The sequence below is a fragment of the Pseudomonas sp. B611 genome (genome assembly GCF_055407965.1).
This window is the reverse complement of sequence record NZ_JBUZST010000002.1, coordinates 250309-273660: the sequence shown is the minus strand read 5'-3', so window position 1 is coordinate 273660 and position 23352 is coordinate 250309. Positions and strand designations below refer to the sequence as shown.

General features: G+C 60.2%; 23 protein-coding genes. 11 read left to right on the top strand and 12 right to left on the bottom strand.

All coding sequences use genetic code 11. The annotated features are described in order from the left end of the window. Nucleotides 1-43 precede the first annotated feature (43 nt). The 5 genes from ACZRMO_RS06260 (at nt 44) to ACZRMO_RS06240 (ending at nt 7943) form a co-directional block, all read left to right on the top strand. Nucleotides 44-1984 (top strand): type VI secretion system Vgr family protein, encoded by a 1941-nt coding sequence (locus ACZRMO_RS06260; protein ID WP_463972270.1) that lies wholly within the window; start codon nt 44-46, stop codon nt 1982-1984. 15 nt (nt 1985-1999) lie between these two features. Further along, nucleotides 2000-2431: a DcrB-related protein gene (locus ACZRMO_RS06255; protein WP_463972269.1), complete on the top strand. Its 432-nt coding sequence runs from the start codon at nt 2000-2002 to the stop codon at nt 2429-2431. 12 nt (nt 2432-2443) lie between these two features. Beyond that, on the top strand, nt 2444-6781 hold the full coding sequence (locus ACZRMO_RS06250) for an RHS repeat-associated core domain-containing protein (protein ID WP_463972268.1): 4338 nt from the start codon (nt 2444-2446) through the stop codon (nt 6779-6781). A gap of 12 nt (nt 6782-6793) precedes the next feature. Beyond that, nucleotides 6794-7240: a hypothetical protein gene (locus ACZRMO_RS06245; RefSeq protein ID WP_463972267.1), complete on the top strand. Its 447-nt coding sequence runs from the start codon at nt 6794-6796 to the stop codon at nt 7238-7240. Nucleotides 7241-7343: 103 nt separating this feature from the next. Continuing rightward, nucleotides 7344-7943, top strand: coding sequence for a hypothetical protein (locus tag ACZRMO_RS06240; RefSeq protein WP_463972266.1), 600 nt, complete (start codon nt 7344-7346; stop codon nt 7941-7943). Nucleotides 7944-8033: 90 nt separating this feature from the next. On the opposite strand, the gene ACZRMO_RS06235 is transcribed toward ACZRMO_RS06240, so the two are convergent. Further along, nucleotides 8034-8627, bottom strand: a complete 594-nt coding sequence (locus ACZRMO_RS06235; protein WP_463972265.1) for a type III secretion effector protein — start codon at nt 8625-8627, stop codon at nt 8034-8036. Nucleotides 8628-8695: 68 nt separating this feature from the next. Between ACZRMO_RS06235 and ACZRMO_RS06230 the strand changes: the two genes are divergently transcribed. Then, a complete protein-coding gene (locus tag ACZRMO_RS06230) occupies nt 8696-8872 on the top strand; it encodes a hypothetical protein (RefSeq protein WP_463972264.1) in 177 nt (58 codons plus the stop codon). A gap of 484 nt (nt 8873-9356) precedes the next feature. Here the strand turns inward: ACZRMO_RS06230 and ACZRMO_RS06225 are convergent, their stop codons facing one another. From ACZRMO_RS06225 to ACZRMO_RS06215, 3 genes are all read right to left on the bottom strand, one after another. Next, the gene (locus ACZRMO_RS06225) at nt 9357-9632 is read right to left on the bottom strand and encodes an HU family DNA-binding protein (RefSeq protein WP_003213368.1); all 276 of its coding nucleotides are present in this window, start codon (nt 9630-9632) and stop codon (nt 9357-9359) included. 191 nt (nt 9633-9823) lie between these two features. Continuing rightward, the gene (locus ACZRMO_RS06220) at nt 9824-10972 is read right to left on the bottom strand and encodes an NAD(P)/FAD-dependent oxidoreductase (RefSeq protein ID WP_463972263.1); all 1149 of its coding nucleotides are present in this window, start codon (nt 10970-10972) and stop codon (nt 9824-9826) included. A 36-nt stretch (nt 10973-11008) separates the two neighbouring features. Next, nucleotides 11009-11176: a rubredoxin gene (locus ACZRMO_RS06215; RefSeq protein WP_015886569.1), complete on the bottom strand. Its 168-nt coding sequence runs from the start codon at nt 11174-11176 to the stop codon at nt 11009-11011. Between the two features lie 196 nt (nt 11177-11372). On the opposite strand from ACZRMO_RS06215, the gene ACZRMO_RS06210 reads away from it, so the two are divergent. Then, nucleotides 11373-11936, top strand: coding sequence for a chorismate--pyruvate lyase family protein (locus ACZRMO_RS06210; RefSeq protein WP_463972262.1), 564 nt, complete (start codon nt 11373-11375; stop codon nt 11934-11936). Further along, nucleotides 11936-12826 carry a 4-hydroxybenzoate octaprenyltransferase gene (ubiA, locus tag ACZRMO_RS06205; protein WP_017738986.1) on the top strand — a complete coding sequence of 297 codons (891 nt, stop codon included), beginning with the start codon at nt 11936-11938 and terminating at the stop codon, nt 12824-12826. The genes ACZRMO_RS06210 and ubiA overlap by 1 nt, the downstream gene beginning before the upstream one ends. A 140-nt stretch (nt 12827-12966) precedes the next feature. Here ubiA and ACZRMO_RS06200 read toward each other — a convergent pair whose 3' ends face one another. Next, nucleotides 12967-13344 carry a COG4315 family predicted lipoprotein gene (locus ACZRMO_RS06200; RefSeq protein WP_305431876.1) on the bottom strand — a complete coding sequence of 126 codons (378 nt, stop codon included), beginning with the start codon at nt 13342-13344 and terminating at the stop codon, nt 12967-12969. Nucleotides 13345-13497: 153 nt separating this feature from the next. Here ACZRMO_RS06200 and phoB point away from each other — a divergent pair, with 153 nt between their 5' ends. The 3 genes from phoB to ACZRMO_RS06185 all read left to right on the top strand — a co-directional run bounded on the left by phoB (nt 13498) and on the right by ACZRMO_RS06185 (nt 17201). Then, a complete protein-coding gene (gene phoB / locus ACZRMO_RS06195; RefSeq protein ID WP_003231714.1) occupies nt 13498-14187 on the top strand; it encodes a phosphate regulon transcriptional regulator PhoB in 690 nt (229 codons plus the stop codon). Nucleotides 14188-14271: 84 nt separating this feature from the next. After that, the gene (gene phoR / locus ACZRMO_RS06190) at nt 14272-15558 is read left to right on the top strand and encodes a phosphate regulon sensor histidine kinase PhoR (protein ID WP_463972488.1); all 1287 of its coding nucleotides are present in this window, start codon (nt 14272-14274) and stop codon (nt 15556-15558) included. Between the two features lie 302 nt (nt 15559-15860). Then, on the top strand, nt 15861-17201 hold the full coding sequence (locus tag ACZRMO_RS06185; RefSeq protein WP_017738989.1) for a hemolysin family protein: 1341 nt from the start codon (nt 15861-15863) through the stop codon (nt 17199-17201). A gap of 3 nt (nt 17202-17204) precedes the next feature. Here ACZRMO_RS06185 and ACZRMO_RS06180 read toward each other — a convergent pair whose 3' ends face one another. The 7 genes from ACZRMO_RS06180 to pstA all read right to left on the bottom strand — a co-directional run bounded on the left by ACZRMO_RS06180 (nt 17205) and on the right by pstA (nt 23344). Beyond that, nucleotides 17205-17867 (bottom strand): M23 family metallopeptidase, encoded by a 663-nt coding sequence (locus ACZRMO_RS06180; RefSeq protein WP_463972261.1) that lies wholly within the window; start codon nt 17865-17867, stop codon nt 17205-17207. A gap of 63 nt (nt 17868-17930) precedes the next feature. Beyond that, entirely contained in the window at nt 17931-18230 is a 300-nt protein-coding gene (locus ACZRMO_RS06175; protein ID WP_448185717.1) for a helix-turn-helix domain-containing protein, read from the bottom strand. Nucleotides 18231-18233: 3 nt separating this feature from the next. Beyond that, entirely contained in the window at nt 18234-18557 is a 324-nt protein-coding gene (locus tag ACZRMO_RS06170) for a type II toxin-antitoxin system RelE/ParE family toxin (protein WP_463972260.1), read from the bottom strand. A 187-nt stretch (nt 18558-18744) separates the two neighbouring features. Next, nucleotides 18745-19653, bottom strand: a complete 909-nt coding sequence (locus ACZRMO_RS06165; RefSeq protein ID WP_463972259.1) for a response regulator — start codon at nt 19651-19653, stop codon at nt 18745-18747. A 168-nt stretch (nt 19654-19821) separates the two neighbouring features. After that, nucleotides 19822-20583 carry a phosphate signaling complex protein PhoU gene (gene phoU, locus ACZRMO_RS06160; protein ID WP_017738992.1) on the bottom strand — a complete coding sequence of 254 codons (762 nt, stop codon included), beginning with the start codon at nt 20581-20583 and terminating at the stop codon, nt 19822-19824. A 70-nt stretch (nt 20584-20653) separates the two neighbouring features. Next, nucleotides 20654-21487, bottom strand: coding sequence for a phosphate ABC transporter ATP-binding protein PstB (gene pstB / locus ACZRMO_RS06155; RefSeq protein WP_017738993.1), 834 nt, complete (start codon nt 21485-21487; stop codon nt 20654-20656). A gap of 186 nt (nt 21488-21673) precedes the next feature. Further along, nucleotides 21674-23344: a phosphate ABC transporter permease PstA gene (pstA, locus tag ACZRMO_RS06150; protein WP_463972258.1), complete on the bottom strand. Its 1671-nt coding sequence runs from the start codon at nt 23342-23344 to the stop codon at nt 21674-21676. Nucleotides 23345-23352: the final 8 nt, after the last annotated feature.

Below are 23352 nucleotides of genomic sequence, written 5' to 3'. Positions count from 1 at the left end.
TGATCCGGTTCCCTCAGGTATTCCGACATTTACAGGACAACCGATGCTATTCAACCAAGCCTCACGCCTGGCCAAGATCACCAGCCCCCTCGGGCCGGATGTGCTGCTGCTCAATGCCATGGGCGGCGGTGAGGAGCTGGGCCGGCTGTTCAACTATGAGCTGCAACTGACGTCCCTGGACGCCAACATCGACCTCAACCAGTTGCTCGGCAAACCCATGAGCGTCGGCCTGCAATTGGCGGACGGCGGTGAGCGGCACTTCCACGGCATCGTCGCGCGGTGCAGCCAGGACATCGACCAGGGCCAGTTCGCCAGTTACCAGGTGGTGCTGCGCCCGTGGTTCTGGCTGCTGAGCCGCACCTCGGATTGCCGGATTTTCCAGAACCTGAGCATCCCGCAGATCATCAAGCAGGTGTTTCGCGACCTGGGTTTTTCGGATTTCGAAGACGCCCTGAGCCGCCCGTATCGCGAGTGGGAATACTGCGTGCAGTACCGCGAGACCAGCTTCGATTTCGTCAGCCGCTTGATGGAACAGGAAGGCATCTACTACTTCTTCCGCCATGAACAGGACCGCCATGTGCTGGTGCTGGCCGACGCCTATGGCGCCCACACCACGGTGCCGGGCTACGCGTCGATCCCGTATTACCCCAAGGACGAGCAGCAGCGCGAACGCGACCATATGCACAACTGGCACCTGGCGCAGCAAGTGCAACCGGGGTCGCTGGAGCTCAATGACTACGACTTCCAACGCCCCGGCGCGAGCATCGACGTGCGCTCAGCCATGCCGCGCCCGCACACCGCCGGCGACTATCCGCTGTACGACTACCCTGGCACCTATGTGCAAAGCCAGGACGGCGAACACTACGCGCGCACCCGCATCGAAGCCCTGCAAACCCTGCATGAACAGATCGAGTTCAGCGGCAATGCGCGAGGCCTGGGCTCGGGGCACTTGTTCAGCCTCACCGGCTTCAGTCGCCAGGACCAGAACCGCGAATACCTGATCGTCGGCATTCGCTACCACATCACCCAGGAGAGCCTGGAAAGCGGCGGCGGCTCGGGCGCGGCGCAGTTCAGCAGCAGCCTGAACTGCATCGATGCCCAGCAAAGCTTCCGCCCGCTGGCCAGCACTCACCGGCCCATCGTCAAAGGCCCGCAGACCGCGCTGGTGGTGGGGCCCAAGGGCGAGGAAATCTGGACCGACCAGTACGGCCGCGTGAAGGTGCACTTCTACTGGGACCGTCACGACCAATCCAACGAAAACAGCTCATGCTGGATTCGTGTGTCGCAATCCTGGGCCGGCAAGAACTGGGGCTCGATGCAGATCCCACGGATCGGCCAGGAAGTGATTGTGAGTTTTCTTGAGGGTGATCCCGACCGGCCGATCATCACCGGGCGCGTGTACAACGCCGAACAGACGGTGCCTTACGACTTGCCGGAGAACGCCACGCAAAGCGGCATGAAAAGCCGCTCCAGCAAGGGCGGCACGCCGGCCAACTTCAATGAAATCCGCATGGAGGACAAGAAGGGCCTGGAGCAGTTGTACATCCATGCCGAGCGTAACCAGGACATCGTGGTGGAGGTGGATGAGAGCCACTCGGTGGGACATGACCGCAACAAGAGCATCGGCCACAACGAGACGGTGACCATCGGCAACAACCGCCTGCGCATCGTCAAGCAGGAAGACATCCTCTCGGTGGGCCAGCGCAAGACCGACAGCATCAGCCAGAGCTACGTCATCGAAGTGGGCGAAAACCTGCGCCTGGTGTGCGGTGAAAGCATCCTGGAGTTGAACGCCAGCGGGCAGATCAACCTGACGGGCGTGCAGATCAGCTTCTATGCCAGCGGCGATGCCGAGTTCAACACCGGCGGTGTGCTGCACCTGAACAACGGCGGCGGCGCTGGCGCAACGCCCGATGGCCAGGGCGTGAAAGCCAGCATCGACGCCAATATCAACGCCGCGTTTCCAACGCCCAAAAGCTCCTGACGAGACCTGTTTGCGATGACGTATCGAATCAACGAATTCCAATTCCAACTGCCGGCCGCCGAGTTGCAGGACGCGACGATCAATATCCTCAAGTTCCCTGAACTGGGCACTTCCCTGATCATCAGTCGCAGCCTCTTGGCCGAGGGCGAAACCCTGCACAGCAACTTCGCCGACCAGCTCAAGCGCCTGGAGCAACAGGTGCAGGATTTGCGCTGCCAGCCGAGCGTTGGCGTGCGTTTGGGCGCGGCGCAAGAAATCGAAGGCATCGAGTTGCGCAGCCAGTTCAACAAGGGCAATGACAAGGTGTTCCAGTACCAGTTGGCGCTGGTGTTGCCGGGCACACGCAAGATGCTCGCGTTGAGCTATGTGAAAGCCGAAAAGCTCGGCGATGCCGAGGCAGCGCATTGGGCATTGATCAAAAACTCGCTATCGTTCGACGCCCTTTGATGAGTCGCCTGCATGTCTGACGCGCTATGGGCGGCCCGCATGGGCGACGCGCTCGCCCACACCTCGATGATGGCCGACATCCTCGGCGGTGTGCTGGAGGTGGCGGCCAATATTGCGATCACCGCCGTGGCGACCGCTGCGGTGGTGGCCGCCACCGGCATAACCGTGGCCACTGGCGGGCTTGGCTGCTTCCTGCTGGGCGCGGTGGTGGGCACGATTGTCGGGCTGGCCATGAGCAAGACGGGGGCGGACAAAGGCTTATCGAATTTATGTGAGAGTTTCAGCAACGCCCTGTTCCCGCCCACGGTACAGGCGAACATTCTCACCGGTTCCACTAACACCCTGACCAATAACACCCCCGCCGCCCGCGCCGCCGGGGCGATCAGCTCCCACGTCGCGCCGGCCGGCACCGAGCTGGAAGAACCCGCGCCAGAGCCCGGTTACCTGGACATGGCCGAGAGTTTCTTCTCGCAGATGTGGCGCCCCACCGTCGCCACGCCGGCGCCAGGCGCAGTGCCCAAACCGCTGGACCTGGTGGTGTGCATGAAGCACCCGCCGATGCCGCCGCAGTTTCTGGCCGAGGGCTCGGACAAGGTCACGGTCAACGGCCAGCCGGCGGTGCGCAGCGGTGATCGCAGTACGTGCGATGCGACGGTGGTGTCGTCGGGGCTGATCTCGTCCAACGTGACCATCGGCGGCGGTTCGGTGGTGGTGCGTGAGATCCGCAGCGGCAAGACGCCGGGCGTGGGGTTGGCGGTGACGGCGTTGTTGATGCTCAAGGGTGGCAAGGGCAAGTTCTTCAGCAAGCTGCCGTGCATGCTGATCAGCGGTGCGACATCGATGGCCGTGAGCAGTGCGATGGGCGCGATGGCGAATGCGGCGATGGGCTCGTCGAACCCAGTCCACGCTGCCACTGGCGCGAAAGTGCTGGGCGATGTCGAGGAGCTGGATTTTGTGCTCCCCGGCATCCTGCCGATTGCCTGGCAACGGGTCTACAACAGCCGCGATGAACGCTCGGGCAGCCTGTTCGGCAGAGGCTGGAGCGTGGCTTATGAAGTGTGCGTCGAGATCCTGCCCCATCCCGATGGCGGTGAGACATTGGTCTACACCGACGAGCAGGGTCGGCCGATCGACATGGGTTCGATTCCTTTGGGCGGCGCGGTATTCAGCGCTGGTGAAGGGCTCGCAGTGCGCCGCCACCTCAATGGGCAGTTGCTGATCGAAAGCGACGATGGCCTGTACCGGTTGTTCGAGCCCACTGCCAACCCGGCGCGGCTGCGCCTGAGCCAACTGGGTGATCGTAACGACAACCGTATCTACGTCGACTACGACGAAGCCGGGCATCTGGTACGGCTGCGCGATACGTTCGATCTGGTGCAGGTTGAACTGGTTCGTGAGCAAGGCCGATTGGCGCGCATCGAGCTTGTGTATCCCGATCAACGCCGCGAAGTGTTGGTCAGCTACGGCTACGACATGGCCGGGAGCCTTGCTGAAGTGCGCGACGCGACCGGTCAGGTACAGCGGCGTTTTGCCTACGACAACGGCCAGCGGATGGTGGAGCATCAACTGCCGACCGGGTTACGGTGTTTTTACGAATGGGCGTTGGTTGAAAACCTGGAATGGCGTGTGGTCCGGCATTGGACCGATGAAGGCGACGCTTACCAGTTCGACTATGACCTGCAGGCTGGGCTCACGCGCATCACCGATGGCTTGCAGCGCGTCAGCACCCGCTTGTGGAACACGCAGCACCAGATCATCCAGTACAGCGACAACCTCGGCCAGACCTGGCTGTTCGAGTGGAACGACGAGCGCCAATTGCTCAGCGCCACCGATCCGCAGGGTGGGCGTTATGAGTACAGCTATGACGAGGCCGGGAATCTGATCGGCGAGAGTGACCCGTTGGGGCGCAGTGATTCGACGTTGTGGCTGGAGCATTGGGCCTTGCCGCTGGTGGAAACCGACGCGGCCAACAACAGTTGGCAGTACCGCTACGACCCGCGTGGCAACTGCATCGCCGAAACCGATCCGCTGGGCTACGTCACCCGCTACCGCTACGACGACCACGGCCAGCCGGTGGAAATCATCGACGCCACTGGCAAAAGCAAAAAGCTGCGCTGGAATCCGTTCGGGCAATTGGTGGAACACGTTGATTGCTCGGGCTATCCAACCCGCTTTGGCTACGACGCGCGCGGCAATTTGCAGGTGATCACTGACGCCCTCGGCGAGCGCACCTTGTTCAGCTATGACGCCCAAGGCCGCCTGCTCAGCAGCCAACTGCCGGACGGGCGCACCGAGCAATACCAGCGCGACATCAGCGGGCAGCTGGTGGGTTACACCGACCCGGCCGGGCACACCACGCTCTATCAGCACAACCGTCGCGGCCAGGTTCGCCAGCGCACTGATGCCCACGGCCGACAGGTGCAGTTCGGTTATGACAGCTACGGGCGGCTGCAAGCGCTGATCAACGAGAACGGCGAGCGCTACCGGTTTGCCTGGGATGCCGGGGATCGGCTGACAGAACAGCAAGACCTTGACGGCAGCGCCAAGCGCTACAGCTATAACCCACTGAATAACGTGATTGCGGTGACCGCAGTTCCCGCGCCACACGGCAGTGGCCTGGCGGTAGTCCCCGAAACTCCGCCCGCCCCCATCGTCCATGCGCTGGAGCGCGATGCGGTTGGCCGCCTGATCGCCAAGACCACCGACGATGGCCGTACCGACTACACCTACGATGCGGTGGATCAACTTACCGCCGTGACCTTCACCAACTTGAACGGCAACACCCAAGCCCTGGGCTTTGCCTACGATGCCCTCGGCCAACTGCTGTGCGAACAAAGCGCGGCGGGCGACCTGAACCACCACTACGACGAGCTGGGCAACCTGATCCAGAGCCAACTGCCCGACGGTCGCTCGCTCAATCGCCTGCGCTACGGCAGCGGCCACCTGCACCAGATCAACCTCGACGGCCAGGTCATCAGCGACTTCGAACGCGATCGCCTGCACCGCGAAGTGCTGCGCACCCAAGGCCAGCTCAATACCCGCAGCGAATACGACCGCAGCGGCCGCCTGCGCTCACGCCAGCGCCGCCACGCCAGCCAGCCGTCCCTGCTACCTGCTGCGGCGCAAAAACAGTTCGAGTACGACCCCGCCGACAACCTGATCGGCAAACTCGACCAGCAACCCACCGCGCAACATCGCCAACTGCTGCATTACGACGCCACCGGCCGCATCATCGCCAGCCAGGACAGCCTGCACGGCCAGCGCGAAACCTTCGCCTACGACGCGGCCGCCAACCTGCTCGACGGCCCGCAGGCGGGCGCTGGGCTGGTGGTACATAACAAACTGCTGACCTATCAGGACAAGCGTTATCGCTACGATGCGTTCGGCCGCACGATTGAAAAACGCAGTGCCGCGCGGGGCGTGCAACGCTTTGCCTATGATGCTGAAAGCCGACTGATCGAAGTACGCAATGACAACGGCAGCGTGGTCAGAATGGCCTACGACCCGTTAGGCCGGCGTATCGGGAAAACCGAACACGGCAGCGACGGCTATCCGCTGGGGGAAACGCGGTTCGTGTGGGATGGCCTGCGGTTGTTGCAGGAGCACAGGCACAGCCAGACCAGTCTGTATGTCTATCAGGACGAAGGCTACGAACCCTTGGCCCGGGTTGACGGCACGGGGCCGCTGCAGAAGATCCGCTACTACCACAACGACCTGAATGGCTTGCCGGAGCAACTCACCGAAGCGGATGGGCATGACGTCTGGCGGGCGACTTATCGGGTGTGGGGCAACACGCTGGAGGAGGTGCGGGAGCCGTACTACATCGAGGAACAGAACCTGCGGTTTCAGGGGCAGTATCTGGATCGGGAGACAGGGCTGCATTTCAATACGTTCAGGTTTTATGATCCGGATGTGGGGCGGTTTACTACGCCGGACCCGATGGGGTTGGTGGGGGGGATCAACCTCTACAAGTACGCACCTAATCCTATTTCATGGATTGATCCATGGGGGCTGATCAATCTGAATACCAACGGGGCCGTAGGTAATTTTGGCGTCTATGAGATTCGAATAGATGGTGAGCTGTACAAATACGGCAAGGCCGATATGAACCGCGTGACAAAATCCAGCGGCGACCCGACCAGGCTTCATCAGCAGGTAGAAAAACTAGAACGTCTAAACCCTGGAAAAACGATCAAGGGAACTGTTCTGGAAAGCGGTATAAGTTCGACCCAGGCAGCGAAGACTATTGAAACGGCGAAATTGGACGCCCACTTCGAAAAAACAGGTGGCCAAATTCCCGAAGGCAATAGAAAAAGCTATAAAGGCCCTAAATCGCTCTGCGGCAAATAGAAGAGGTAAATAATGCGCACCCCATTCCCTATCGCTATCGGCGGCCTGTTCCCAGAACCTAGCGCTGTATTTTATGTCTCGCACCTCGTTAGCCGGATTATTCGTGAACAATTGGAACGTCGAATAGTCGACACCGAGGAATTCGACAAAAAATATGGCGACAACTATTGGCTGAGCTTGAAAGACTCCAGCATGGCTGACTTAACGGATCTCAAAATCATGGGACCTGAAGTGTCGAAAAGAAATAAAACAGTCAGCTATTCTTTGAAAATGCCTCATGAGCCCATCAATGAAGACCCAACGAGTTATGAAAAATACCTTGCCTATCATGAACGAGCCGTGAAGGAAATATTTGACGCTCTCCCGATACATCTATCAGAGCCCGTAGAAAATATTTACGCCGCCATACGTCGGGAGGTGCAAAAGTTGCCACCAGCACAGCTGAAGAGCCCAGAATAAATTAACGGTAAAGGGACTGATTTATTTACCGGCCCATCTATCTTTACAGCCCAAATAAATCCGTCCCCTTTATGCCGTAAATAGGTTTCCATTAGAGAAGCACATGAGCGCCCTTGATAACGCATTTAAAGAACTGCGCCGCGTCCACAAGAAATTTGATATCGAAGGTAGCTTCGAAAAGAACGCCCAGACAAACGCCAAATGGCCGAAAACTCTCGCCCGTTCTGCCGAGACGGACTACTTTTACGACCTGTGCGAGCCGGTCGATGTGGAAGTCGAAACGGGCTTGACGCCCATCTGTTTTTTTAACCTGGACGCGCTGGAAGAAGGCCAGGTCGGCTACAGGTGGGCAGGCGAATCCAACAAAACGGCGTTGAACGGGAACTGGCCTGCGCAACATCTGGTGTTCATGGATGACATCGGCGGAGGCAAGCCCGTTATCGCAGTGACCGACATGCCAGGCACACCGGTATTGGCGAGCTACGATGCCGTAGCGCCGTTCAAGATTGCCGACTCTCTCGCTGACTTCCTGCTCGCGTTCGCCAAGACTGTCGAGATCGTCCATGGAAAATTCGACATCTTTGATATCTACAATGACGACGATGAGCTTTCCAGCAAGTTCGTGAAGTTACTCAACAAGGAGGTCAGCCCGTTGTTGGGCGTGGACAATTACGCACGTTTTTTTGACTACTTGTACGGCTGAGGCAAGGCCAGCAGACAGCCACAAAAAATGGGCACCCGACCCCGTCGGCGTGCCCATTTTTAATTCACTTATCCTAATGGGACCAACGACTTATTCAGCGTCCTCCATTTTGGATTTCTGAACCGTTATCAGCAGCTTGAGCTGCTGGTTCATGTGTTTATAGCGCTTTTCAACGGTCTCCATGCGAGAGGCGGCAGTCGGTGTTTCAGATGACTCCGGTGCTACATATGGATCATAGATAAGATTGTATCGCTTGGTGATGTCTTTCATCTGGTTTTCTATAGTGTTCATCCTGCCTTCAAGGGCATTCAAGCGCGAGTCAACATCTGTTGCAGCGTTAGGATTTTTACCTACCGCTTTGGAGTCCCCTCCTCCATTAATGGAAATTATGGAATTGGACATTAATTCTGTTTTTATTTCGGAACTCTCAAGGCGAGCCTCTAACTTCTGCTGTTCTGTGGCGGCAGGATCGTTAGTAGTTGTCACACCCTGTGCATCCTTCTTTTCTGCGCCCGGCATTTTAGCTTGCGCGTCAATTCTATCCCTGATCTCTTTAGATGCCATATGTTCCACAACGCTAAAGGGCAAACCAACCAGCGCGTTTACACTATGAGATATAAATGAATTGCGAGCGTCAGCGGCGAGGTTACTTGAAATTGGCTTAAACGCATTTGTTTTGTGCAAGCTGGAAATTGTGTTCGCGTTGTTGACGGCATCGTTCGCTCCATTTGGCCCCCCCACTGGTTTTGGCTTTGTCGGCTTTATTGGCGGTGGCGTTGGCGTTGGTGGCGTTGGCGGTGGCGTTGGCTTCGGTGGCGGTGGCGGTGGCGTTGGCTTCGGTGGCGGTGGCGGTGGCGTTGGCTTCGGTGGCGGTGGCGGTGGCGTTGGCTTCGGTGGCGGTGGCGTTGACTTTGGTGGCCGTGGCTTGAAAAACTTTGAAATAAAGCGTTTATGCCTAGTTTGCACCTCCTGTTCACTCGCCATTGGATATTGAGAAGAACGCCCGCTCTCATTACCCAAGTCGCGCTCAACCTCCGAATGGCTCGCAGCATTCTGCGGCTTGCCGGGAGCCGCCGGAACACTGCCCCCTTGAGTACCTGGTTGAACCGATGGAATCTGCACTGGAGTATGCTGCCGATCAGACAATTTCATCACTACACCTCATAAATTCAGTTTAATGGGTGCTTCCTGCAACCTCGCTGTCTAATTGGTATTTCACACAAATCGGTTCCGACCTTTAAAAAACGTACTCAGACAAATAAAAAAAAAGTGCAATACCCCTCTATTCAAAAAATAAAAGTGTATATAAAAGTAAGATCCACTTTCCTTACTCCAACAAAAAATGGGCACCCGACCCAGTCGGTGTGCCCATTTTTTTCTACCACCCTGCCTCCCTTCGAGGCGATACCGCTATTACGGGTTGACGCTGTCTTTGAGCGACTTGCCCGGTTTGAACGCAACCGTGTTGCTGGCCTTGATTTTCACCGGCTCACCGGTTTGCGGGTTTTTGCCGGTGCGGGCGCCGCGATGGCGTTGCAGGAAAGTGCCGAAGCCAACCAGGGTGACGCTGTCCTTGCGGTGCAGGGCGCCGGTGATTTCTTCGAGAACGGCGTTGAGGACGCGGTTGGCCTGTTCTTTGGTGAGATCCGCTTTTTCAGCGATGGCGGCTGCGAGTTCTGGTTTACGCATGAGTGAAGCCTCTTTGACGGTTTTTTGTTGTTATGTCCGTGCTGCTCTCTAACGGAGCAGCGCCCAAGGCGCCGCAGGCTCTACTCTGCGGCAGACGGGAGTGAGGATGGCATGCCCACCGACGCTGCGCCAGTGTCGCGGCGACCTTTCTGGGGGTAGGAACGTGCTGATTCCGACAGAACGACCGCTATTTACGCCAGCAACGGTGGAAGTTCTTTGTTCAGGGCCAGTTTGTCCATGACAGCACCGCCGGTCAGCGCGTAACCCAGCAGGCGGCCGCTGGCGTCGCGGCACAGGGCCTTGATATTGGCGCCCTGGCCTTCAACGCTCCACACGCCTTCGCTGCCCCGTGGCGGCGGCGAAACCACCAGCGGGCAGACCGGGGTTTTCACGGTAATGGGCATTGGCCCGTAGCTGACCGCCGTCGCATTGCCGGCCAACGTCTGGGCCAGGGCGCGGGCGCAGCTCATCAGCGGCATCACGTACAGCAGGTTGAGGCCATCGACCTCGGCGCAATCGCCAAGGGCGTAGATATTCGCGTGGGAGGTCTTGAGGTGGCGGTCTACCGTGACCCCGCGACCGGTCTGCAAGCCGGCGGCGGCAGCAAGGTCCACGCGTGGACGCAGGCCGATGGCCGAGACCACCAGGTCGCAGTGGATCACTTCGCCGTCTGAAAGATGCGCTTCCAGGCCGTCAGCGCTGCGCTGCAAGCGGTTGAGCACCGGGCCCAGGTGGAAGCGCGCGCCAAGGCCTTCCAGGCCAGCCTGCACCGCAGCGGCTGCGGCCGGGTGCAGCAGAGTCGGCATGACTTGCTCGCACGGTGCCACCAGGTCGATCTCGTAGCCGCCAAGGATCAGATCATTGGCGAACTCGCAGCCGATCAGGCCGGCACCAAGCAGCAGCACGCGGCGCTTGCCGGCCGCAGCGGCGCGAAAGCGCGCGTAGTCTTCCAGGTCATTGATCGGGAAAATCAGCTCAGCCGCATCGCCTTCCACCGGCACACGCACGGTTTCTGCGCCCCAGGCCAGGATCAGGTCGCGATAGGCCACCGCCTCCTCGCCGATCCACAAACGCTTGTGGCCCGGGTCGATGCCGCTGATGCGGGTATGGGTGCGCACTTCGGCCTTGAGTTGCTCGGCCATGGCGCCAGGTTCAGCCATGCTCAGGCCATCGGCGTCCTTGTTCTTGCCAAAACCGGTGGAGAGCATGGGCTTGGAGTAGGAGCGACCGTCATCCGCAGTGATCAGCAGCAATGGGGTCTCGCTGTCGAGCTTGCGAAACTCCCGGGCCAGGTTGTAGCCGGCCAATCCGGTGCCGATGATCACGACAGGTGCGTTCATTCCCTTCTCCTTGTAATACGTTTCGTTGCTTAAGAATTAACCGATTTCGATCATTTCGAAATCCATTTTGCCCACGCCGCAGTCCGGGCACAGCCAGTCTTCCGGGACGTCTTCCCAACGGGTTCCAGGCAGGATTCCGTCATCCGGCCAGCCGTCTTTCTCGTCGTAGATCAGGCCGCAGACTACACATTGCCACTTCTTCATTACTTGCTTCCTCAGGGTCCAGGCCTCTTGGCCGACGGTCGATAGATCCAGCGTTGCCGTACGGCTCAGGGCGTTTTGTACTGATCGGGGCGCGCAGATGCAAGCATGATCGACGCAAACGGCCGGCCCATCCCGGCAAAAACCCGGGGTGCCATGGTAAGCTCGCCGCCTCTTTTGCTGCCAATACTGACTCACCGTGCCGCACTCAATCGCCCTTCCCGATGCTTGCCAATGGCTGACCCAGAGCCTTCTGCGCCCAATGCCTGCGCCCCTGACCATCAATTGGCTGTTCAACGAAGACTCGCTGACGCGCCGGCTGACGTGGCTGTCCAGGGACGGTTTCAGCGTGACGCCGCTGTTCGAAGGCTGGCAGCCGCTGCGGGACGACGAATGCGCCGCCCTGGGGCTCGCGCCGGCCACCGTCGGTTGGGTGCGCGAAGTGTATTTGCGCGGGCAAGGCCAGCCCTGGGTGTTTGCCCGTAGCGTGGCGTCGCGCAGTGCGTTGCAGGGTGACGGGCTGCACATGGATGAACTGGGCAGCCGGTCCCTGGGCGAGTTGCTGTTCTGCGACCAGGCGTTCACCCGCCAGGCGATCGAGGTGTGCCATTACCCGCGCCACTGGTTGCCAAGCGCCGATCAGGTCGACGGGCTGTGGGGCCGCCGCTCGCGTTTCGATCGCGGGGCCTTGAGTGTTTTGGTCGCGGAAATCTTCTTACCGAGCTTCTGGCACGCGTTGCATGCCCACCCGGAGAACTGCTGATGTATCAACGTCTGCTCAAATCCCTGAACCACCTGAACCCCAGGGCGTGGGATTTCATCCAGTTGACGCGCATGGACAAGCCCATCGGCATCTACCTGCTGCTGTGGCCGACGTTGTGGGCGCTGTGGATCGCCGGCAAGGGCTCGCCGTCTTTACTCAACATCGTGATTTTCGTGCTCGGCGTGGTGCTGACCCGTGCCGGCGGCTGCGTGATCAACGACTGGGCCGACCGCAAGGTCGACGGCCATGTGAAACGCACCGAGCAGCGCCCGCTGGTGAGCGGCAAGATCAGCTCGAAAGAGGCCCTGGTATTTTTTGCCGTGCTGATGGGCATCAGTTTCCTGCTGGTGCTGCTGACCAATGCCAGCACCATCCTGCTGTCCCTCGGCGGCCTGGCGCTGGCGGCGAGCTACCCGTTCATGAAGCGTTACACCTATTACCCGCAGGTGGTGCTGGGTGCAGCGTTTTCCTGGGGCATGCCCATGGCGTTTACCGCCGAGACCGGCAGCCTGCCTGCCACTGCGTGGCTGCTGTATATCGCCAACCTGCTGTGGACGGTGGGTTATGACACCTATTACGCCATGACCGACCGCGACGACGACTTGAAGATCGGCGTGAAGTCCACGGCTATCCTGTTTGGAGATGCGGACCGCGTGATCATCCTGACCTTGCAAGGGCTGGCGCTGGTGTGCCTGTTGCTGGCGGGCGCGCGGTTTGAGTTGGGGGGCTGGTTCCACTTGGGATTGGTTGCCGCGGCGGGCTGTTTTGCGTGGGAGTTCTGGTACACGCGGGACAGGGATCGGCTGAAGTGCTTCAAGGCGTTCCTGCATAACCATTGGGCGGGGTTGGCGATTTTTGTCGGGATAGTGCTGGATTACGGGTTGCGGTGAGGGCGGTTTTTTGTAGTGACTGGACTGACGCCTTCGCGAGCAAGCCCGCTCCCACATTTGAATGTATTCACAAATCAAAATGTGGGAGCGGCGGTGCGACGATTCGACTTGCCCGCGATGCTTTTAGCGGCGCCTCGGGCTCAAGGTTTGATGACGTGCCACGCCCCACCCTTGCCATCCCCGGTCTTGTCCCCAGCCTTCATATCATCCTTGTAGGTGTACACCGGCTTGCCTTTGTAAGCCCATTGGCTGGTCTGGTCGTCGCGGGTGATCACCGTCCAATCGCCCATCGGCTTGTCGGTGGACTCAGCCTTCAGCGGCGGCCAATTCGTCGCGCACTGGTCCTTGCACACTGACTTGCCATCGGCATCCTTGTCGAAGGTGTAGAGCGTCATCCCTTTGTGATCCACCAACATCCCGTCTTTGGTCATTGCCGGGTCCATCGCGAACGCCAGGGTCGGCAGCGTCAACGCCGCCGTTACCAACAGGGCTTTCCAGGAAACAGTGCGGTAAGTCATCGGAACCTTCCTTTTTTGGTTGTCAGGATTCGGACCCAAAGCGTAGTCCAGAGAGACGCGGATTGCCCAAGCGACTAAATTACTGTCACACGACTGCAATAATTCCGTTATCTAATGCGGCGCAAGACAGTTAAATGACAAGAGGATTTAGGCATGGTTGGCAGGAGCATTCTGATCGTTGACGACGAAGCGCCCATCCGCGAGATGATCGCCGTTGCGTTGGAAATGGCCGGCTACGACTGCCTGGAGGCAGAGAACTCCCAGCAGGCCCATGCCATTATCGTCGACCGCAAGCCGGACTTGATCCTGCTCGACTGGATGCTGCCCGGCACCTCCGGCATCGAGCTGGCCCGTCGCCTCAAGCGTGACGAGCTGACCGGGGATATCCCGATCATCATGCTCACCGCCAAGGGCGAAGAGGACAACAAGATCCAGGGCCTGGAAGTCGGCGCCGATGACTACATCACCAAGCCGTTTTCCCCACGTGAGCTGGTCGCGCGCCTGAAAGCCGTACTGCGCCGCGCCGGCCCGACCGATGGCGAAGCGCCGATTGAAGTCGGCGGCTTGATCCTGGACCCCATCAGCCACCGTGTGACCATCGACGGCACACCGGCCGAGATGGGCCCCACCGAATACCGCCTGCTGCAATTCTTCATGACCCACCAGGAACGCGCCTATACCCGCGGCCAGCTGCTCGATCAGGTCTGGGGCGGCAACGTGTATGTGGAAGAGCGCACCGTGGACGTGCATATCCGTCGCCTGCGCAAAGCCTTGGGCGATGCCTACGAGAATCTGGTACAAACCGTGCGCGGCACTGGCTACCGGTTCTCCACCAAGGGCTGAGCCAGCCGCTTTTTTTGACTTAAACAGCTGACAAGGACGCATGTTCAAGTGAACCAAAACTGGCATGGCACCCTGATCCGCCACATGCTCCTGTTGGTCACCGGCTGCCTGCTGGTAGGCCTGATCAGCGGTTACTACGGCTGGAGCCTGGCCATCGGCATCGGCCTGTACCTGGGCTGGACCCTCAAGCAATTGCTGCGCCTGCATGAATGGCTGCGCCAGCACAAACCCGACGAAGCGCCACCCGACGGCTACGGCCTGTGGGGCGAAGTGTTCGACAGCATCTACCACCTGCAACGCCGCGACCAACGGGTACGCGGACGCCTGCAAGCAGTGATCGACCGGGTGCAGGAGTCCACCGCTGCGCTGAAAGACGCGGTGATCATGCTCGACAGCGACGGCAACCTGGAATGGTGGAACCGCGCCGCCGAAACCCTGCTGGGCCTGAAGACGCCCCAGGACAGCGGCCAGCCGGTGACCAACCTGGTGCGCCATCCGCGCTTCAAGGAATACTTCGAGCAGGACAACTACGAAGAAGCCCTGGAAATCCCCTCGCCCACCAACGACCGCGTGCGCATCCAGCTGTACCTGACGCGCTACGGCAACAACGAGCACCTGATGCTGGTGCGCGACGTGACCCGCATCCATCAGCTGGAACAGATGCGCAAAGACTTCGTCGCCAACGTCTCCCACGAATTGCGCACACCGCTGACGGTGATCTGCGGCTACCTGGAGACGCTGCTGGACAACGTCGACGAGATCAACCCGCGCTGGAGCCGCGCGCTGCAACAAATGCAGCAGCAGGGTTCACGCATGCAGACCCTGCTCAACGACCTGCTGCTGTTGGCCAAGCTCGAGGCCACGGATTATCCGTCGGACAACCAGCCGGTGGCCGCGCAAAGCCTGTTGCAGACCATCAAGAACGACGCCCAGGCCCTGTCCGGCCAGCGTGGCCAGCAGATCACCCTGGAAGCCGACCCGCAGGTCTTGCTCAAGGGCAGCGAAGGCGAATTGCGCAGCGCGTTTTCAAACCTGGTGTTCAACGCCGTCAAGTACACCCAGGACAAGGGCACCATCCGCATCCGCTGGTGGGCCGATGAACAAGGCGCCCACCTCAGCGTGCAGGACTCCGGCATCGGCATCGACGCCAAGCACCTGCCGCGCCTGACCGAGCGCTTCTACCGCGTCGATTCCAGCCGCAACTCCAACACCGGCGGCACCGGGCTCGGCCTGGCGATCGTCAAGCATGTGCTGTTGCGCCACCGTGCGCGCCTGGAGATCAGCAGCGTGCTGGGCCATGGCAGCACGTTTACCTGCCATTTCCCGCCGTCGCAGGTAACCCGCTCGCGCGTCCTCAGTACCGACGAATAACCCAAACTCAACACCGGGCTAAAGTGGGAGCTGGCTTTTGTGGGAGCGGGCTTGCTCGCGAAGGCGGTGTATCAGTCAGCACATCCTTTTCTGAGAAACCGTCTTCGCGAGCAAGCCCGCTCCCACACAAGCCCGCTCCCACAATGGGATTTGCATCGATTTCAAAGACACATTCCAAGCCCCACCCGGCAGCAGCCACTAGGCAAGCGCCCCATCAGCCGCTACATTGGCCGACTTGCGCCCGCTTTTGCGGCTCACCTGCCACCCCTTAATTGAACACACGGAACCTGCAAAACCCCATCATGGACCCTTCCCCTGGTATCACCCTCGCCACACTCTTCGCCGACTTCGGCATGATTCTTTTTGCACTGGTCCTGGTACTGCTCAACGGTTTCTTCGTTGCGGCAGAATTTGCCATGGTCAAACTGCGCTCCACGCGGGTCGAGGCCATCGCCCACACCAACGGCTGGCGCGGGCAGATCCTGCGCACCGTACACAGCCAGCTCGACGCCTACCTGTCGGCCTGCCAGCTGGGTATCACCCTCGCCTCCCTGGGCCTGGGTTGGGTCGGTGAGCCGGCGTTTGCGCACATTCTCGAGCCGTTGCTGGGCGCCGTGGGCGTCGAGTCGCCGGAAGTGATCAAGGGCGTGTCGTTCTTCGCGGCGTTCTTCGTGATTTCCTACCTGCACATCGTGGTCGGTGAGCTGGCGCCCAAGTCCTGGGCCATCCGCAAGCCCGAGCTCTTGTCGCTGTGGACGGCGGTGCCGCTGTACCTGTTCTACTGGGCCATGTACCCGGCGATCTACCTGCTCAACGCCAGCGCCAATGCGATCCTGCGGATCGCCGGCCAAGGCGAGCCCGGCCCCCACCATGAGCACCATTACAGCCGCGAAGAGCTCAAGCTGATCCTGCACTCCAGCCGTGGCCAGGACCCCAGCGACCAAGGCATGCGTGTACTGGCCTCGGCCGTGGAAATGGGCGAGCTGGAAGTGGTCGACTGGGCCAACTCCCGGGAAGACCTGGTCACCCTGGACTTCAACGCCCCGCTCAAGGAAATCCTCGCGCTGTTCCGCCGCCACAAATTCAGCCGCTACCCGGTGTATGACGCGGTGCGCAACGAATTCGTCGGCCTGCTGCACATCAAGGATCTGCTGCTGGAGCTGGCAGCCCTGGACCACATCCCCGAGTCGTTCAACCTGGCCGAGCTGACCCGCCCGCTGGAGCGCGTGTCGCGGCACATGCCGTTGTCGCAGTTGCTGGAGCAGTTCCGCAAAGGCGGCGCGCACTTCGCTCTGGTGGAGGAAGCCGACGGCAAGATCATCGGCTACCTGACCATGGAAGACGTGCTGGAAGTGCTGGTGGGCGACATCCAGGACGAACACCGCAAGGCCGAACGCGGCATCCTCGCCTACCAGCCAGGCAAGTTGCTGGTACGTGGCGACACGCCGCTGTTCAAGGTTGAGCGCCTGCTGGGCGTTGACCTGGACCATATCGAAGCAGAAACCCTGGCCGGCCTGATCTACGACACCCTCAAGCGGGTGCCGGAAGAAGAGGAAGTGCTGGAAGTTGAAGGCTTGCGGATCATCATCAAGAAGATGAAAGGGCCGAAGATCGTCCTGGCGAAGGTCCTGTTGCTGGACTGACCCTCAATTGCCCAACGCGAAGTTGGGCAAAGCGCCCACCGGCTGGTTGAACTCATACGGGATCGACACCAGCCCCGCCTCGGTGGCGCGCTGCACCACGAAATGCAAGTGTGGCCCGCTGCTGTTGCCGGTATTACCCGACAGCGCCAGCGGGCTTCCCACCGCCACACGCTGCCCCACCTGCACGCTGACCGACCCTTGCTTGAGGTGCAGGTAGACGCCCTCGGTGCCGTCATCATGGCGCACCCGCACAAAATTCCCCGACGCATCACTGCCGCGCCCTACCTGCTGGCTTTCGGTCTTCACGACCATACCGCCGCGCGCCGCAATGATCGGCGTGCCTTCGGGCATGGCGATGTCCATGGCGTAGCGGCTTTTGCTGTCGGTATGGCTGAAACTGCCGTTGGGCCCTTGGCTCAGGCGGAACGGACCGCCGCGCCAGGGCAGCGGGTAGCGGTAGGCTTGTTGTGGATAAACCGGCGTGGGCCTGTCGAGCAGCGGGCGCGCGGGCTTGCGCTCCTGGATCACGAACGCCTGCGCGCCGGGGGTTTGCCGGTCGCTGTAGAACACGTTGCCGTTGGCATCAACGGATTTGTAGACGGTCATGGCCTGGGCCGACATGGCAACCGTGGCCAGCCCGCAGCACAGCAAGCAGCGCATGAGCATGGTGTGAACCTGCCGAGGTGAAACGGCAGGCTAGCAAGGGATCATGACAAAGCTGAGTGAACCTCAGGCCGGGAGCCCGGTGAAACAAATATCTACGTTCATCTGGGCTGCTGCCGACAGGTTGACCAAGGCATCCAGAGAGAGCTTGTCGATCTTGCCGGTGAGGACGTCGTTGAGACGGGGCTGGCTGATGCCCAATCTGTGTGCCGCATCTTTTTGAGAAAGCTCCCAGCTGCGAATGGTCTGGCACAGTTCCAAGAGCAATTTTGAACGCAGCCGCATATTGGCGGCCTGCTGGGGCGTATCTTCCAGCGCGTCCCAAACACAGCTGAAACGTTCACCGTAAACTTTTTGATGGGTCATGGCTCAACTCAACTCCTGCAATCTGGCGCGAGCCAGTTCGATGTCCCGTGCTTCGGTTTTCTGTGTGGCCTTGCGCAACGCATGCAGCACATAAACAGCCTCAGGCCGGTTGACCACATAGAACACCCGAAACGCTCCCGACGCCTCCGTAATCCGAATCTCGCTGACGCCCCTACCAATGGTTTTCATCGGCTTGCAATCAAAAGGCTGCTCACCCTGTTGCAAGAGATCCAACTGAAAACCTGCTGCCCTTCTGGCATCGAGAGGGAACGCTTTCAGATCTTTGAGCGAGCTTCCTAAAAACACCACATCCTTGTGCCTTGGCATTGGCTTCTCCTTTCCTGGAAAGAAAAAGCGTAATCGACGATTCAGCCAGAGGTAGTGATGGTTTGTTTCAAGGCATAGCGAAGGCTCGATATCGCGGAGGCGTTATCGAGAGACTATATCGAAATAGATATAAATCAAGCCAAGTACCGGGAATCAGACCGTCGGTCGATTCCCAATATTCAGGGGATTACGCACCCGGCACAAAATGCTTCTGCGCAGTACCACGGGCGATCAGGCGGGAGATGTAGTCGAGCTTCTGCGCGTCCTGGTCGATAAACCGGAAGGTCAGTTGCAGCCAGTCGCTGTCGGGCTTGGGCTCGTGGGCGACAACGGCGTGCAGGTAGCCGTTGAGGCGCGCGACTTCGGCGTTGTCGCCTTGTTCCAGGTCGAGCACGGCGCTTTCCAGTACCTGGGGCAGGACCTCACCGCGACGCACCACCAACAGCGCTTCCTTGATGCTCAAACCCTTGATCACGCATTGCTGGGTGCCACTGGACAGGCGCAGTTGGCCTTGGCCACGGCCGGCCGCTGGTGCTGCGGCAGGTGCTTGTACCGGCGGGCTGTTGAGCAGGCCTTTGCTGGGCGCAGGGGCTGCGGCGGCAACCGGGGCTGCACGTACGGCCTCGGCTTTGCCGCCGGTCAGGGCGCTCAGGGAGTCGTTGCCAAAGGCCGAGTTCATCTTGGTCGGCGCACTGGCGACCAGGGCGTCGAGGCGGCCGATCTTGTGCAGGGCCTGCTTGACCTTGTTCAGCAGTTGCTCGTTGGTGAACGGCTTGCTGACGTAACCGGAAACCCCGGCCTGGATCGCCTGGACCACGTTTTCCTTGTCGCCACGGCTGGTCACCATCACAAACGGCATGGCCTTGAGGTGCGGTTGCTCACGGCACCAGGTCAGCAGCTCCAGGCCGGACATCTCGGGCATTTCCCAGTCGCACAGCACCAGGTCGAACGTCTCGCGCATCAGGATGGCCTGGGCCTTTTTGCCGTTCACCGCGTCTTCAAGCTTGATCCCGGGGAAGTAGTTGCGCAGGCACTTCTTCACCAGATCGCGGATAAACGAGGCGTCATCCACCACCAATACACTGACTTTACTCATCGACCCTTCATCCTATAAAAACTTCGGCACGCAAGACGCCTGACTGGTGGCATTTTGCCAAAACTCGGTAGTCACAGTCGGACTTTATTGCTTCCGCTGCGCAAAAAATTCGGAGGCCACAAACGAAAACGCCCGGCCAAAGGCCGGGCGTTTATTTCTCGGGCAATCTTACTTATCGTCAGCTTCGCCCGGAACATTAGGGATTTGATCGACCGATCCTTCAACTTCGGCCTTCATGCGCTTGAGGCCCATGTGCCGCACGTCGGTGCCACGGACCAGGTAGATCACCAGCTCCGAGATGTTGCGTGCGTGGTCGCCGATACGTTCCAGCGAACGCAGCACCCAGATGATGCTCAACACCCGCGAGATAGAGCGCGGGTCTTCCATCATGTAGGTGGCCAGCTCACGCAGCGCGGTCTTGTATTCGCGGTCGATGATCTTGTCGTACTGGGCCACCGACAACGCCAGCTCGGCGTCGAAACGAGCAAAGGCGTCCAGCGCGTCGCGCACCATGTTGCGCACCTGGTCGCCGATGTGGCGCACTTCCACGTAGCCGCGCGGGGCTTCGCCTTCTTCGCACAGCTGGATGGCACGGCGGGCGATCTTGGTGGCTTCGTCGCCGATGCGCTCCAGGTCGATCACCGACTTGGAGATGCTGATGATCAAACGCAGGTCGGACGCCGCCGGTTGGCGACGGGCCAGAATACGCAGGCATTCTTCGTCGATATTGCGTTCCATCTGGTTGATCTGGTCATCGATCTCACGCACTTGCTGGGCCAGGCCCGAATCGGCCTCGATCAGCGCGGTCACGGCGTCGTTGACTTGCTTCTCCACCAGACCGCCCATCGCCAGGAGGTGGCTGCGCACTTCCTCAAGCTCGGCGTTGAACTGCGCGGAGATGTGGTGGGTAAGGCCTTCTTTGCTAATCATGTTGGCGTCCTTGGAGCGTCCGGTAAGGTGCGGAGAACCGCAGCATCAGTGCAATGAGAACCACGGCTGACTAGCCGTAGCGACCGGTGATGTAGTCTTCGGTCTGCTTCTTCGCCGGATTGGTGAACAGAGTATCGGTATCACCGAATTCCACCAGCTTGCCCATGTACATGAACGCGGTGTAGTCGGAAACCCGCGCTGCCTGTTGCATGTTGTGGGTCACGATGACGATGGTGAACTTGGATTTGAGTTCGTAGATCAGCTCTTCGACTTTCAGCGTCGAGATCGGGTCAAGTGCCGAGCACGGTTCGTCGAGCAGCAGCACTTCCGGCTCCACGGCGATGGTGCGCGCGATCACCAGACGTTGTTGCTGGCCGCCGGACAGGCCGAGGGCCGAGTCGTGCAGACGGTCTTTCACTTCGTCCCACAGCGCCGCGCCTTTCAAGGCCCACTCAACCGCTTCGTCGAGGATGCGTTTCTTGTTGATGCCTTGGATGCGCAGACCGTAGACCACGTTTTCGTAGATGGTCTTGGGGAACGGGTTCGGCTTCTGGAACACCATGCCCACGCGGCGACGCAGCTCGGCCACGTCTTCGCCCTTGCGGTAGATGTTGGTGCCGTAGAGGTTGATGGCGCCATCAACGCGGCAGCCGTCCACCAGGTCGTTCATGCGGTTGAAGGTACGCAGCAGCGTGGACTTGCCGCAGCCCGACGGGCCGATGAAGGCGGTCACGCGCTGCTTGGGGATGTTCATGCTGACGTCGAACAGCGCCTGTTTTTCACCGTAGTACAGGCTCAGGCCCGGCACTTCGATTGCCACGGTTTCCTGGGCCAGGCTCAGGCTCTGCTTATCGCGACCCAGGGCAGACATGTTGATGCCGTGGGTGTGGGTTTCATGTTGCATGGGATGCTCCCTGTGCTACCAATTCGTTTCGTTGAACCGCCGGGGCGGCTTACTCAAATTCTGTGTCTGACGCGGTCCAGTGTGGGAGCTGGCTTGCCTGCGATAGCATCACCGCAGTGTTCCTGCCAAACCGAGTCGCCTGTATCGCAGGCAAGCCAGCTCCCACATTGACCGTGTCCAGCCCGCTTAACTGTCCAACGCTTTGTATTTTTCACGCAGGTGGTTACGAATCCACACTGCCGACAAGTTGAGCGTGGCAATCACCAGCACCAGCAGCAAGGCGGTGGCGTACACCAGTGGCCGTGCCGCTTCGACGTTGGGGCTCTGGAAGCCGACGTCATAAATATGGAAGCCCAGGTGCATGATCTTCTGGTCCAGGTGCAAGTACGGGTAGTTGCCATCCAGCGGCAGCGACGGCGCCAGTTTCACCACACCTACCAGCATCAGCGGCGCCACTTCACCGGCGGCGCGGGCCACGGCGAGGATCATGCCGGTCATCATCGCCGGGCTGGCCATGGGCAGCACGATCTTCCACAGCGTTTCCGCCTTGGTCGCGCCCAGTGCCAGGGAGCCTTCACGTACGGTGCGGGGAATCCGCGCCAGCCCTTCTTCAGTGGCCACGATCACCACCGGCACCGCCAGCAGCGCCAGGGTCAGCGAGGCCCACAGCAGGCCCGGCGTACCGAAGGTCGGCGCCGGCAGGGCTTCGGCGAAGAACAGGCGGTCCACCGAACCACCCAGTACATACACGAAGAAGCCCAGGCCGAACACGCCGTAGACGATGGCCGGTACGCCCGCCAGGTTGTTCACGGCGATACGGATGATGCGCGTCAGGGTGTTCTGCTTGGCGTATTCACGCAGGTACACCGCCGCCAGCACGCCGAACGGGGTCACGATCATCGCCATGATCAGGGTCATCATCACGGTGCCGAAGATGGCCGGGAAGATCCCGCCTTCGGTGTTGGCTTCCCGTGGGTCATCGCTTAAGAATTCCCAGACCTTGCTGAAGTAGAAGCCGATCTTGGTAAAGGTGCCCATGGCGTTCGGCTGATAGGCGTGCACCACTTTGCCGATGCCGATCTCCACTTCCTTGCCGTTGCCGTCACGGGCGGTCAGCGCGTCACGGTTGAACTGGGTGTGCAGGTCGGCCAGGCGCGCTTCGATGTCCTGGTAACGGGCATTCAGCTCGGCGCGGTCGGCGTCCATGTCGGCCTGGGCGGCAGCGTCGAGCTTGCCTTCCAGCTCCAGCTTGCGACCGTGCAGGCGGATGCGTTCGAGACCGGCGTTGATCGCGCCGATATCGGTTTTTTCCAGGCTCTTGAGTTGGGCAGCCAGCTTGTTCACACGGTCGACGCGGGCTTGCAGCTCCGGCCACGCGGCCTCGCCTTCGGCGATGACCTTGCCATCCTGCTTGACGTTGACCAGGGTGCCGTAGAAGTTACCCCACTCGCGGCGCTCGATGGCCATCAGCTCGACCGGCTTGGTCTGGTCCTTCAGCCACTCGCCGACGATCCAGGTGAAGTCGTTGCCGTTCAAGTCCCGGTTGCCGACCTTGATCAGCTCGCGGGTCATGAATTCCGGGCCTTGGTCCGGTACGGGCAGGCCAGCGCTTTTCAGGCGCTCGCGGGGCACTTCTTCTTTCTGCACCACTTCGCCGATGACGATATGGTTTGCCTGGCCCGGCACGCTGTAGTTGGCCTGGATCAGGTCGGCCGGCCAGAAGTGGCCCAAGCCACGTACGGCAATCACGGCCAGCAAACCAATGGTCATGATGACCGCGATGGACACCGCGCCACCGCTGATCCAGACGCCTGGGGCGCCGCTCTTGAACCATCCATTCAGGGAGTTCTGTTTCACAGACTTCT

Excerpts from the sequence above, each read along its gene's own strand:
- ACZRMO_RS06260 (WP_463972270.1), top strand. The coding sequence starts at position 44 with ATGCTATTCAACCAAGCCTCACGCCTGGCCAAGATCACCAGCCCCCTC.
- ACZRMO_RS06255 (WP_463972269.1), top strand. The coding sequence starts at position 2,000 with ATGACGTATCGAATCAACGAATTCCAATTCCAACTGCCGGCCGCCGAG.
- ACZRMO_RS06250 (WP_463972268.1), top strand. The coding sequence starts at position 2,444 with ATGTCTGACGCGCTATGGGCGGCCCGCATGGGCGACGCGCTCGCCCAC.
- ACZRMO_RS06245 (WP_463972267.1), top strand. The coding sequence starts at position 6,794 with ATGCGCACCCCATTCCCTATCGCTATCGGCGGCCTGTTCCCAGAACCT.
- ACZRMO_RS06240 (WP_463972266.1), top strand. The coding sequence starts at position 7,344 with ATGAGCGCCCTTGATAACGCATTTAAAGAACTGCGCCGCGTCCACAAG.
- ACZRMO_RS06225 (WP_003213368.1), bottom strand. The coding sequence starts at position 9,632 with ATGCGTAAACCAGAACTCGCAGCCGCCATCGCTGAAAAAGCGGATCTC.
- ACZRMO_RS06220 (WP_463972263.1), bottom strand. The coding sequence starts at position 10,972 with ATGAACGCACCTGTCGTGATCATCGGCACCGGATTGGCCGGCTACAAC.
- ACZRMO_RS06215 (WP_015886569.1), bottom strand. The coding sequence starts at position 11,176 with ATGAAGAAGTGGCAATGTGTAGTCTGCGGCCTGATCTACGACGAGAAA.
- ubiA (WP_017738986.1), top strand. The coding sequence starts at position 11,936 with ATGTATCAACGTCTGCTCAAATCCCTGAACCACCTGAACCCCAGGGCG.
- ACZRMO_RS06200 (WP_305431876.1), bottom strand. The coding sequence starts at position 13,344 with ATGACTTACCGCACTGTTTCCTGGAAAGCCCTGTTGGTAACGGCGGCG.
- phoB (WP_003231714.1), top strand. The coding sequence starts at position 13,498 with ATGGTTGGCAGGAGCATTCTGATCGTTGACGACGAAGCGCCCATCCGC.
- phoR (WP_463972488.1), top strand. The coding sequence starts at position 14,272 with ATGCTCCTGTTGGTCACCGGCTGCCTGCTGGTAGGCCTGATCAGCGGT.
- ACZRMO_RS06185 (WP_017738989.1), top strand. The coding sequence starts at position 15,861 with ATGGACCCTTCCCCTGGTATCACCCTCGCCACACTCTTCGCCGACTTC.
- ACZRMO_RS06180 (WP_463972261.1), bottom strand. The coding sequence starts at position 17,867 with ATGCTCATGCGCTGCTTGCTGTGCTGCGGGCTGGCCACGGTTGCCATG.
- ACZRMO_RS06175 (WP_448185717.1), bottom strand. The coding sequence starts at position 18,230 with ATGACCCATCAAAAAGTTTACGGTGAACGTTTCAGCTGTGTTTGGGAC.
- ACZRMO_RS06170 (WP_463972260.1), bottom strand. The coding sequence starts at position 18,557 with ATGCCAAGGCACAAGGATGTGGTGTTTTTAGGAAGCTCGCTCAAAGAT.
- ACZRMO_RS06165 (WP_463972259.1), bottom strand. The coding sequence starts at position 19,653 with ATGAGTAAAGTCAGTGTATTGGTGGTGGATGACGCCTCGTTTATCCGC.
- phoU (WP_017738992.1), bottom strand. The coding sequence starts at position 20,583 with ATGATTAGCAAAGAAGGCCTTACCCACCACATCTCCGCGCAGTTCAAC.
- pstB (WP_017738993.1), bottom strand. The coding sequence starts at position 21,487 with ATGCAACATGAAACCCACACCCACGGCATCAACATGTCTGCCCTGGGT.